The organism is Aliivibrio logei, assembly GCF_001691055.1.
GTDB lineage: Bacteria > Pseudomonadota > Gammaproteobacteria > Enterobacterales > Vibrionaceae > Aliivibrio > Aliivibrio salmonicida.
On record NZ_MAJU01000012.1, the window covers coordinates 86,657 to 98,966 of the forward strand.

At 39.9% G+C, this 12,310-nt stretch carries 8 protein-coding genes; 6 read left to right on the plus strand and 2 right to left on the minus strand.

Annotation, left to right across the window (positions count from 1 at the left end):
• Positions 1 to 23: 23 nt before the first annotated feature.
• Positions 24 to 1,343, minus strand: a complete 1,320-nt coding sequence (locus tag A6E04_RS12435) for a CoA-disulfide reductase (protein ID WP_065611556.1) — start codon at positions 1,341 to 1,343, stop codon at positions 24 to 26.
• Between the two features lie 95 nt (positions 1,344 to 1,438).
• Positions 1,439 to 2,851: a cation:dicarboxylate symporter family transporter gene (locus A6E04_RS12440; RefSeq protein ID WP_065611557.1), complete on the minus strand. Its 1,413-nt coding sequence runs from the start codon at positions 2,849 to 2,851 to the stop codon at positions 1,439 to 1,441.
• A 277-nt stretch (positions 2,852 to 3,128) separates the two neighbouring features.
• Here A6E04_RS12440 and sigZ point away from each other — a divergent pair, with 277 nt between their 5' ends.
• From sigZ to A6E04_RS12470, 6 genes are all read left to right on the plus strand, one after another.
• Positions 3,129 to 3,677 (plus strand): RNA polymerase sigma factor SigZ, encoded by a 549-nt coding sequence (sigZ, locus tag A6E04_RS12445; protein WP_065611558.1) that lies wholly within the window; start codon positions 3,129 to 3,131, stop codon positions 3,675 to 3,677.
• A gap of 155 nt (positions 3,678 to 3,832) precedes the next feature.
• Complete coding sequence (gene gshA / locus A6E04_RS12450; protein WP_083199006.1) at positions 3,833 to 5,431, plus strand: glutamate--cysteine ligase; 1,599 nt, start codon at positions 3,833 to 3,835, stop codon at positions 5,429 to 5,431.
• A 4-nt stretch (positions 5,432 to 5,435) separates the two neighbouring features.
• On the plus strand, positions 5,436 to 7,235 hold the full coding sequence (locus A6E04_RS12455; protein ID WP_017021299.1) for an ABC transporter ATP-binding protein: 1,800 nt from the start codon (positions 5,436 to 5,438) through the stop codon (positions 7,233 to 7,235).
• Positions 7,228 to 9,045 (plus strand): ABC transporter ATP-binding protein, encoded by a 1,818-nt coding sequence (locus A6E04_RS12460; protein ID WP_065611559.1) that lies wholly within the window; start codon positions 7,228 to 7,230, stop codon positions 9,043 to 9,045. The genes A6E04_RS12455 and A6E04_RS12460 overlap by 8 nt, the downstream gene beginning before the upstream one ends.
• Before the next feature lie 25 nt (positions 9,046 to 9,070).
• Positions 9,071 to 10,528 (plus strand): glutathione synthase, encoded by a 1,458-nt coding sequence (locus A6E04_RS12465; RefSeq protein WP_065611560.1) that lies wholly within the window; start codon positions 9,071 to 9,073, stop codon positions 10,526 to 10,528.
• A gap of 362 nt (positions 10,529 to 10,890) precedes the next feature.
• The gene (locus tag A6E04_RS12470; protein ID WP_065611561.1) at positions 10,891 to 12,276 is read left to right on the plus strand and encodes a cytochrome-c peroxidase; all 1,386 of its coding nucleotides are present in this window, start codon (positions 10,891 to 10,893) and stop codon (positions 12,274 to 12,276) included.
• Positions 12,277 to 12,310: the final 34 nt, after the last annotated feature.

Below are 12,310 nucleotides of genomic sequence, written 5' to 3' on the forward strand. Positions count from 1 at the left end.
TATATAAAGGGATGTTAGTATCCCTATTTAGCTACGTTACCAGCTACATTTAATGCGTCCCACGTTCTTGCAAAAGGAGGCGCATAACTAAAGTCTAAATAGCCGAGTTGTTGTGTCGTCATTTTTGCAGTGATGGCCACCGCTAATGCATTTAGTCGACCAACTGCGCCTTTTTTACCGATAATCTCACCACCTAACAACACGTTTGATTCTGGGTGATAAACCAATTTAATCTTTATGTCTTCTTGACCCGGATAATAATCAGTTTGGTTTTTATCATTAATAACGGACGTATTCACTGATAAATGATGTTGCTTAGCTAGCCATTCAGATACTCCCGTACTCGCTAATTCGTAATCAAGTACCTTTAATGATGATGATCCTAAAAAGCCAGTTAAATAGGTTTCTTTACCAGATAATCTATCTGCCATCATGCGGGCTTGTTTATTTGCTGTTGTGGCTAAAGGAAGATAAAGCGGCTTATCTAAGGAGAGGTGATGCACGCTAGCACAATCACCGACGGCGTAAATATTTGGATCTTGTGTCGCACCAAATTTATCGACCAATAAGGCACCGTTCCCAAGCTTTGGTAATTCAATAAATTCGGTATTTGGTTTGAATCCAAGCGCTAATATAATGATATCCGCGGTTATATCACCGTTATTAGTAGCAATGGTATAACTATTATGATTATCGCTAATGTAATTCACTTGAGTATTAAGTTGTAAGCTCGTACCTGTTTGTCGAATTGCTTCTTCTACGTCATGTATCATTTCTGGGCTGAATTGACGACTCAATATATGCTTTTCACGTTCAATTAAGGTGACGTTTTTTCCTAAGTCATGTGCCGCATCAAACATCTCTAAGCCAATAAACCCAGCACCGATAATTGCTATCTTCGGTTTGCTTAAATCTTGCATTGCTTTTTTTACAGCGATGCCATCTTCCATGCTCGTTAAGGTATAAACCTGTTTAATATTGTATTGACCTAAATCTGGAATAATTGGTCGAGCGCCAGTGGCGATAATGAGTTGATCATAATGCAGTGATTGCTCTTTATTTTCGTGTCGCACAGTCACCATTTTATCGGTTTGGTTAAGGGCAATAACGTCAGTATTTAAACGAATGTCTAAGCCAGATTCTATGGCTTGTTCAGGTGTTCGCGAGATCATTCGTTCAGTATCACTGAATTTATTCGCGACAAAATAAGGTAAACCACAGGCACCGAAAGAGATATAGTCACGTTTTTCAACCACAATGACGTTGTCGTTGGGTTGATTTCTTTTGTATTTAGCCGCAAAGCTCATGCCGGCAGCACTGCCACCTAAAACAATAATATTCATGATTTTTTACCTGATTAGAATGTAAAGGCATTAAATTAAATGCCCTTATTGGTTAAGCGTTGAGTTGGTGAAAAAAGAGGAAGCGGTGGACGTGATTAGGCTGAAACTTCGCTCTCTTTCTGTATTGGTGTTGTGCTTTGAGCATTATATTGCGTAGTGTTTAATGACCCATTACGTTTTGCTGTAATGACACCTGACAACATGGAACCCGAGATATTAAGTGCGGTTCTTGCCATATCTATAAGTGCTTCAATTGAGACAAGAATAGCAACAATCGTAATATCTAATCCCATAATGGTCAGTACTGCAACTGCTGCGAAAGTAGCGCCGCCGCCTACACCCGCAATACCAAAAGACGCAATTGCAATCACGGCAACAAGTTGAAGAATGAAGTTGAAGTCAACAGGGATCCCCATGACTTGAGCCGCCATAATTGCGAGCATGGCAGGGTAAATACCCGCACACCCATTTTGTCCAATACTGGTACCAAAAGTGGCCGACATATTTGCTGTTTCTTCATCGACACCAAGGCGCTGTGTTTGTGTTTCTACATTGAGTGGGATCGCCGCCATGCTTGAGCGAGATCCAAAACCAAAGACGAGAACTGGCCACGTTTTCTTCGCGAAGGTTTTTGGGGATAAACCAAATAAAGAAACCAACACGAGGTGAATACCAAACATAACAATAATAGCGCTATAACTTGCCAGTAAGAAACGACCCATTTCAGCTAAGGCAAACAGATCATTCGTCATCATAAAGGTGGTCATTAATGCGAACACACCATAAGGGGTGAGCTTTAGGATCTCTCGAACCATCGATAATACGACTTCTTTTGCTGAGTTAATGAAATCGATGAAGCCTTGCACTTTTTCTGGTTTACGCTTTTTAACTTGAAGTACGCTAAAGCCTAGGAACATACCAAATAGCACGGTAGACAACGTTGACGTTTTTTCTGCACCAGTGAGCATTTCAAAAATGTTACTAGGAATAATAGATAGGAACAGTTCAGATAATCCATTATTGGTCATCAGCTCTTGAGTCGAAACCAAGTTATTATTTCGAGCTTCTATCGCGGAATTAGATCCCACGACACTAACCAAACTGTTTGCATCAATATTGAAGACATAGATGCTAGCGATACCCACGATGGCTGAAATAGCCACGGTAACAATGAGAACACCAATGATTTTAGGCGCAATTTTTGATAATGATCCGTTTCCTTCAACATTCATAATTGAAGCGGTCATAGCAACAAAGACCAGTGGGATCACGATCATTTGCAGCAATTTAATGTAACCACTGCCAAAAATAGAAATGAGTTTAGAAAACTCTCCAGCAACCACACTGTGATTGCCTAATGTAAGCTGAATCAGGCTACCAAAGACTAAGCCACCGATTAAGGCCGTTAATACTCGATAATTGAAACTCTTTTTGTTTTTTTTTAATTGGGATAGTAAGAAATAAAATCCTAAAAAGGCAATGAATAATCCAATCAATGTAAGGCTCATATGAGACATCCTGATGTTTAATAAATAGATTTGGGTTACGATAAACAAAGTAACTGCGAATCATCAGTAACCGACGGGCCTATCGTAGAGAAAGCGTGAACAATAAATACTTTCTTTGCATGGCTAATATCAGAGAGACGCCGTGAAGAAAAAAAAGATGCAAAAAAATGGGTTAAAAAACAAAGATAAAAAATAATGTGAATTTATTGCGTCTTTTTACCTATTTCACCGTCTTACTCAAATCCCCCCAACTATTTTTTATTTGAGGTCTGTTTTTATGTTGTCAGAATGGCAAAATCACAAAGCACAATTGCGTAATTACGTTTACAAACGAGTGGATGATGCAAGTGCGGTAGATGACATTCTTCAAGATGTTTATATAAAAGCCAGCAGCAATTTACACCAGTTAAAATCGCAAGATAGTTTGAAAGGATGGCTATATAAAATTGCGTATAACACGATCATGGATTTTCATCGTAATAAACAACCTTTTGATGAGTTGCCGGATGATTTGGTCTCAGAAGACGAAGATACGATAGAAGAGGCTCGAAAAGAGATGGCTGAATGTATACGCCCTTTAATTGATGAGCTTCCTGAAAAATACAGTACGCCTTTGCGTTTGGCTGAATTGGAGGGAGTTCCTCAACAAGAAATCGCTGATCAGTTAGGGCTTTCTTTATCTGGAGCAAAAAGCCGTATCCAACGTGGTCGTGTTAAATTTCGAGAGAACTTAATGACGTGTTGTGATTTTGAAATTAATGATGGGGGAACGGTCACTGGTTATTCTCCTAAAAAAGGAAAAAGTTGTTCTCCGCAATCAAAATAATGCGGTTCTTTTTTTTAAATAAATGGGAAATAACCACTCTATTTTCCGTTTATTTTCTCCTCTCTTTTTTATTCCTATTATTTGAAAAAATTTTGCGTCTTTTTTCCAGTTTTTACGTCTTTGAACCGTTAAAACTATTTTTATGAAGATCATAAATGAAAAATACTGATGTGAAATACCTAGAACCTAATACGCTTTCTTTTTTAAATAACGAAAATGCCATGAATACACTCCATGACATCCGCCGTGGAATTGAAAGAGAGCTGATCCGCACCACTCCAAAAAGCTGCATTTCAAGCTTACCTCATCCAAAGGTGCTGGGATCGGCATTAACGCATCCTTATATCACGACTGATTTTGCAGAAGCGCAATTAGAGTTAGTGACACCGGCAATGACGAAAAGAAAAGCAATGTTTGATTCATTGGCTTCTTTGCATCACTTCGTCGCAGCGCATTTACCTGATAATGAAATCATGTGGGGCGCAAGCATGCCGCCGGCGCTACCAAGTGATGATGATATTGTGATTGCGACATACGGGACCTCTAACGCAGGACAACATAAAGTGCGTTACCGTAAAGGGTTGGCAAACCGTTATGGTAAACGAATGCAGTTAATCTCAGGTATTCATTATAATTTTTCATTCCCTGATTCGTTTTGGGCGACATTACATTCGCACATGAGCAGTGAGTTACCGTTAAGCGAATTTATTTCGGATCGTTATTTTCATTTGATCCGCAATGTTTTACGTAATGGTTGGATTATTCCTTATTTATTCGGCACATCGCCTGCGGTAGATAAAAGCTATGTAACGAATCAAGTTCATCCTTTAGGTGTATTTGATGAAGATACGTATTACCTACCATGGGCGACGTCGTTACGCCTGAGTAACATGGGCTATAGCAGTAATGAACAATCTCTTTACCCAGTGAGCTTTAATAATAAACAAGAATACTTGGCGGATTTGTGTCACGCACTAAGCACACCAAGCGATCGCTATACCCACCTCAATGCAGACCAACAATTAAATGGGTCGGTATTACAGTTAGAAAATGAATTGTATGGTTCTGTAAGACCTAAAATCGTTAATGACCAATTGCGTCCTTTATATGCCATGTGTCATCACGGTATTCAATACATTGAGTTACGCAGTTTAGATAACAACCCATTTTTACCGCTAGGGATTAATGAAGAGCAAAGCCATTTTATCGATGCATTCCTTGCGTATAACGCATTAGCGCCAAGCCCAGAATTAACAGACGAGGAGCGATTATTAATTGCACGTCGCCAAGAATTAGTTGCAACCGAAGGGAGAAAAGAAGGGTTACTATTACCCACTACTGAAGGGGAGATAGAGCTTAAACATCTTGGTGTCGAATTATTATCTTCAATGGAACCAATAGCATGTTGGTTTGATAAGGTGTTTGCTACAGAAGGGCACAAGCAAAGTATAGATCGTGAACGTGCGAAATTTTTGGACAGTAAATTAACGCCATCGGCACAAATGCTCGCGCTCATGAAAAATGAAAACGTATCTTATAAGCGAGCAACACAGACATTATCTGAAACGTATTTTAAACAGCATAAAGACACAACGATTGATAAGGACGAAATGGGTAATCTAACCCATCTGGTCACCGAGTCTTTATTTAAACAGCAACAGATGGAAGCGAAACAAGACATGAGTTTTGATGAGTTTATTCAGAAAAAAAATTATTTGCAGTGTGATTGTGAAATAGCAGAGGGTGTAGCGTAGTTTAATGAATATTTTGTGGAAGTTGCGTGGTTACATCAAGATGTTTTCACGCCAATACATCATTGCCATCATTGCTTTACAGGTGGTGGCATTACTCAATTTAATCCCATCTTGGTTAATCGGACGTATCGTCGATAGCATCAGTAAAAATGAATTAACGATGACGTATTTGTTGACTCATATTGGCGGGATTATTGTGTCAGCCATTGCGATGTATGGGTTGCGCTATGTATGGCAAAGCCAATTGTATGGCGCATCTATTGCGATTGCGAAAGTACTTCGTCGAGATTTATTTCGAAAGTTTTCAATGTTATCGCCGTCGTTTTATTCTCGTCGAAGTACGGGCGATTTAATGGCGCATGCCACCAATGATTTGAATGCGGTTGAAGAAGCCACTGGTATGGGGATCATGACGTTAGTTGATTCTTTCATTGCTGGTCTGACGGTTATCTTCGGCATGATATTTATTGTCAGTGGTGAATTAACGGCGGTTGCGCTGTTGCCATTTCCATTATTGGTGCTTATTACTCAGCGTTACGGCAGTAACTTGCATAAAACGTTTGGTCGAGCACAAGCCAGTTTTTCTAACTTAAATGAAGAGACGCGTGAAACCGTATCGGGTATTCGTGCTGTTCGATCTCACGGCATTGGTCAGCGTCAAGAACAACGCTTTGGTAAAACATTGGACGATACGTTAGAAGCGAACTTAGCCGTTGCGAAAGTGGACGCGGCTTTTGCCCCAACCATTCAACTTATTTACGGCTTATCGTTTGTTATTTCATTAGGTTATGGCGGATGGCTAATCAGCCATGGGCAGATTTCGGTGGGTTTATTTACTACGTTTACCTTGTACCTTGGGCAACTATTAGGGCCGTTTCTACAATTTGGTTGGCAGTTTAATGTTTTCCAGCGTGGAAGTACCTCATGGCAACGTTTAGAGGTGCTTTTTTCAGAAAAAGAAGAAGTGGTTGAGGGGACGGTGACATTACCTAAGGAGGCGAAAGCGGCATTGAATATTAATATCGCCTCATTCTCTTACCAAAATTCGAATCGACGAGCACTTGATAAAATTAACATGACGGTATCTGACGGTGGTTTTATTGGAATAACAGGCCCAACAGGCAGCGGTAAAAGTACTTTATTGCAATTGGTATTAAGACAGTTTCAGCTATCAAATGGATCAAGTATTAGTATTGATGGGCACTCGATTGACTCATTAACGTTTCATTCATTACGCAATAAGATGGCGTGGGTTCCACAAAAACCGTTCTTATTTTCAGGCACGATATCTGAAAATATCGCACTGGCTAAACCGGATGCAACAGACGAACAAATTAAACACGTTGCTAATATGGCTGGAATTAAAAATGAAATCGATGACATGCCTGATGGGTTTAATACTCAGCTTCGTGAAGGCGGAAATAATCTTTCAGGTGGGCAGCGTCAACGATTAACGCTTGCCAGAGCCTTACTATCTGATGCGGATATTCTGTTGTTAGATGATCCATTCAGTGCGCTAGACATTAAAACCGAAGTGATTGTACGCCAAAACTTAAAGGAAAATTATGGCGATAAAACCATGATATTAGTGACGCAACGGTTACCTAATTTAATCGAAGCGGATCGAATCTTTGTGTTAAATGAAGGGCAAATAGAAGAGCAAGGATCACATCATGAATTACTTGCGAATCAGGGGTGGTACTCAATGGTTTATCAAAGACAAAGTCAGTTAGGTACCGTTATTAAAGACATACCAAGTGATAACACCAAAGAGCAGAAACAAACAGGAGAGAGTCATGAGTGAAGATAAAGCACCGCAATCAAGTGACACTTCCTTATTTAAACGATTATTTTCCTATTCTCTGCCCCATAAAGCGCGATTTTTAATGGCATTTATGATGCTAACGGTTGCGATCAGTGCCGAAATGGCGATCCCATGGTTAGCGAAAACCATTATTGATGACGTTATCGTGCCACAACAATTTGAGTGGCAGCATCTGATTGTTCTTATTAGCTTAGTGATGATGTTCTATGTGATATCGGCGCTATTTACTTACTTGCAAGCGGTGTCATTTCGTCATAGTGCCTTATTGGTGATTAATGATGTGAGAAAGCAATTATTTAATCATGTGTTGAATTTCTCGATCAGTACCTTTGATAAATTGTCTGCGGGTAAGTTGGTTTCTTATATTACGAATGATACTGAATCGATGCGTGATATGTTTGTGTCGACCATTCCAACCATCATTCAAGGCAGCTTACGTATCATTGCGATATTTATAGCGATAGCAATATTGGATTGGCGTTTGATGCTATTGAGCTTGGTATTGATCCCTGTGCTGCTGACGACAATGCATTTGTATCGAAAGATCTCTATGCCAGTATTTAATGGTATTCGAGAGCAAATCAGTAATATCAATGGACGCATTAATGAATCGCTACAAGGAATGGCGCTGATTCAAGCATTCAATCAAGAAAAAGCATTTAAAGAAAAGTTTGAACAAGAAAACCAACGTTGGTTTGAGTTTAGAACCAAATCAATAGCGATTGATAGTTTCATGTTGATCCCATTAACCCGTTTAGTGTCGAACCTAACGGCGGCAGGAATTGTGGCGTGGTTTGCTTATGGATCATTAAATACCGCGGTTGAAGTGGGTACGTTATACGCATTTTTGAACTATATTGAACGTTTCTTTGACCCGTTTCGACAGCTATCAATGGAGCTGCGTAAATTACAAGTGGCAACGGTTGCCTCAAAACGTGTATTTGAATTATTAGATGAGCAATCTGACAAGAACCGTTATCCGCAAGAGTGGGTTGAGTTGTCAGCACCACATGACATAGAGTTTCGTCACGTAGAGTTAAGCTATGATGAAGGTAACTTGGTACTGTCAGACGTTAACTTTGTCGCTAAAGGCGGACAGTTTACTGCGATTGTGGGTCATACCGGCAGCGGTAAGAGCTCGGTCATTAATTTGCTTATGCGATTCTATCAACACCAACAAGGCTCTATTTTAATAGGAGGCCAGCCGATTGAATCATTACCTGAAGTGCAATTACGAAAAATGTTTGGCTTGGTCTCTCAAGACCCAACTATCTTTAGTGGTTCTATCGTTGAGAATATTGATTTATCACACTCGACACCAAATAAAGAAAAAGTCATTTCAGCGGCGCAGCAGGTAAAAGCCCACCGATTTATTAATCGATTAACTAATGGCTATGATCATCAACCGGGTCATGGTGGATCATCTCTTTCTGTTGGTGAAAGACAGCTTTTAGCATTAGCTCGAGCGATTTCACACCAACCTAATGTTTTTCTATTAGATGAAGCAACGGCAAATATTGATAGTGAAACCGAAGAAGCAGTAAAAGAAGCATTAGAAAATATTCAAGATGGCAGAACCGTAATTATGGTTGCTCACCGATTATCAACCATAAAAAATGCCGATAAAATCTTAGTGATGAATAAAGGTAAAATGGTTCAAAGTGGTACGCACGATGAGCTTATTGTTCAAGCCGGGGATTATCGAGATTTGTATCTGGCACAAAAAGCACAAGAAGAAAATGAACATCAGAACAGCACGCTTGGTTTAGCTAACACTAACGTTGCTTGAGTTATTGAATTTAAGAGTAATTAAAATGAATACAGAAAAAAAATCGTTTGTTTCTCAGCAAGTCATTGAAGATGCCTGTGAATGGGCAATTATGCACGGTGTGGCATTTCGACAAGCAGATAATACGGCACGACACTGTCCATTTAGCATTGCACCAATGACCATTGAGCGTGAGGTTTATCAGCACTTATTAACCGTGACACCATTAATCACGAAGCTTATTAATAACGTGTCTGAAGATCATGATTTTCTGCAAGCGTCATTGGGTCACATGGCCAAAGCGGATCCTTTTTTCGGTCGCTTAATGTCATTACACAGTACGCTACACAGTGATGTGAATAACTACACCGCCGCCCGCCAGCCTTTGTTATTAATGCGTACAGATTTCATGGATGATCGCAATCATGGTGCAAAAGTGATTGAATTTAATGGGATTGCAGCAGGCATGGGGCCTTTTGGTCAACGTGCCACTGAGTTTCATTCGTTTATGAAAAATCAATGGCCGGATACCTATAACCAATGGATTGAAGACCCATCAGCCACGCCTGCTGAGAATCATGGTTTAGAGCAATTGGCCTACGGTATTGCTATTGCTGCAAGAGCGGTGAATTCAGATTTTAATGATCAAAGTAAACCCACGTTTTTGATGGTGGTTCAAAAGAACGAAGATAACGTATACGACCAGCATTTACTTGAAGTTGAGTTGCAAAAACAAGGTATACGGACGGTAAGACGTACATTTGAACAACTCAGCACCCAGCTATTTAGTGGCGAAAATAAACGTCTGCTATTGGATAATGTAGGGGCTATTGATGTGGTGTATTTGCGTGCGGGTTATCAATATGAGGACTATTTCTCACCAGAACTTAATGAGCCAGAATGTTGCCATACGTTAAGCCAAACCCGATTGCTTATTGAGCAGCATCATGTCGCGGTGAATGCAACCATCAGTCAGCAATTAGCGACCAGTAAAACAATGCAAATGCTGTTAACTATGATGCCAGAAGCGGAATATGCGCGTTGGGGATTAACCCTCGAAGAGGCGACATTGGTAAAAAGTGTCTTAGCTGATATGAAGCCTGTTAATAACGAAACCATCACATGGTTTAACGCAGAAGCAAAACAAGAAGAGTGGGTATTAAAAAACCAAGGTGAAGGTGGTGGTCATTGTGTCTTTGGGCTGGATATCAGTGAGAAATTAAGCCAATTAGAGCCAGAGGAATATGATGCATGGGCGTTGATGCAACGTTTATATCCACACGAACGTGAAACGCCAACCATTGCGGTTCGTGATGGAGAACAGACAATCGTGAATGATTTAGTCAGTGAAATTGGATTATTTACGGCCTATTACAATGGAAATCCCGTAACAGAATTTGAAGGGTATGCTGGGTATTTAATTCGCAGTAAGCCAGCAAGTGAAAATGAAGGTGGGATCCACAGTGGAAAAGGGATTCTTGATTCTCTGGTGTTAATTGATTAATTAATAAGACAGTGCCGTAATACAAAGCCCAATATTATTGTGATGTTGGGCTTTTTTGTATGACAGAGAAAGTCATACCCATTCTGTAATTTTTATGCGTAATTAGTCGCTCACCGAATAGATGTTATTGGTATCAGTTTGATTTATAAAATTGATCTTGGATAATAAATCGTTCGTTATTAGTTTAACACTTTATTATCATACTGATGCCGAGTGTTATTTATCATTATGAAAAGTAAGGTTATTTGATTTTTTCATGTTCAGTTATCGATTAAAACGATGATTATCATGACATTTCTTCCTTGGAAAGCGTCATTTTTTCTCTCTATCGTGTGCGAACATTCATGTCGCAGGAAAGAGTTATGAAAAAATTAGGATTGATTATAGGGCTAGGGGCCGTTGCTTATTTAGGAACGGTTTATGTAGTGGACTCATCTGATCAAGTGTTGAGTCAAAGTAAGTTGACACAATCCACCATCAAGCGGGATCCGGTTTCTTCTGCTGCTTTTAAAGTACTCACCGAGAATGGGTGTGGTTACTGCCATACTGATAATAGCGAAATGCCTTTTTATGCCAATCTTCCTATCGCTAAACAATTGATGCAAAAAGACGTTGAGAGTGGGTTACGTCATTTTCAATTTGATGACGTGTTAAACAGTTTTGAAGGTGACAATGAAATCTCCGATGTGGCTTTAGCCAAAATCAGTGGAGTGCTAGACGATGAATCTATGCCACCTAAAGCGTACTTGTCCATGCATTGGCGTTCAAATCTATCCGCTCAAGAGAAGCAAACGTTACGAGTATGGATAAAGCAAGAGCGAGATGATAAGCAATCATTAGCGAGCAAAAAATTCCAATACGAATCGATACAACCCATTAATGATGCGATTAATGTGGATGATAATAAAGTGGCCTTAGGTGAAGTGCTTTATCACGATACGCGTTTATCTGGTGATAACACGGTAGCCTGTTCAAGCTGTCATTCGCTTTCTACAGGGGGCGTTGATAGATTAACGACCTCTACGGGGATTAATGGTTCTAAAGGGCCGATAAACGCGCCTACGGTATTTAATGCGTCTTATAACATTCATCAATTCTGGGATGGTCGAGCGAGTGATCTACAAGCACAAGCTGGTGGCCCACCGATGAACCCTATTGAAATGGGCTCATCGTCTTGGGAGCAAATTACCCAAAAGCTAGATTTGGATGAAGGAATGAAAACGGCTTTTGCTAAGATCTATCCTGATGGAATTACGGGAAATAACATTACAGATGCCATTGCCGAGTTTGAAAAAACCTTAGTGACGCCAAACAGTCGTTTTGACCAGTTTTTAAAAGGAAATACGCTGGCGTTGAATGAGCAAGAGAAAAAAGGGTATGAATTATTTAAAGATAACAAATGTTCAACCTGTCATGCAGGTCAAGCGATGGGAGGGCAAACCTTTGAAGTCATGGGATTAAAAGCCGATTATTTTTCTCATCGAGGCAATGTATCAGAGGTTGATAATGGTCGTTTTAATGTGACGAATAAACCGGATGACATGAATCGCTTTAAAGTACCAACCTTGCGAAATATTGCGTTAACGGCCCCTTACTTTCATGATGGCAGTGTAGAGACGTTGGATGATGCGGTCGCCACGATGGCAGTATATCAAGTTGGAGTAACGCTAACAAAAAATGAAATTGCGGATATTAGCGCGTACTTGAGAACTCTAACCGGTGACTACAATGGTAAAACGTTGAATTAATTATTCATATGAAAATAAAAGGAGATCACCCTGT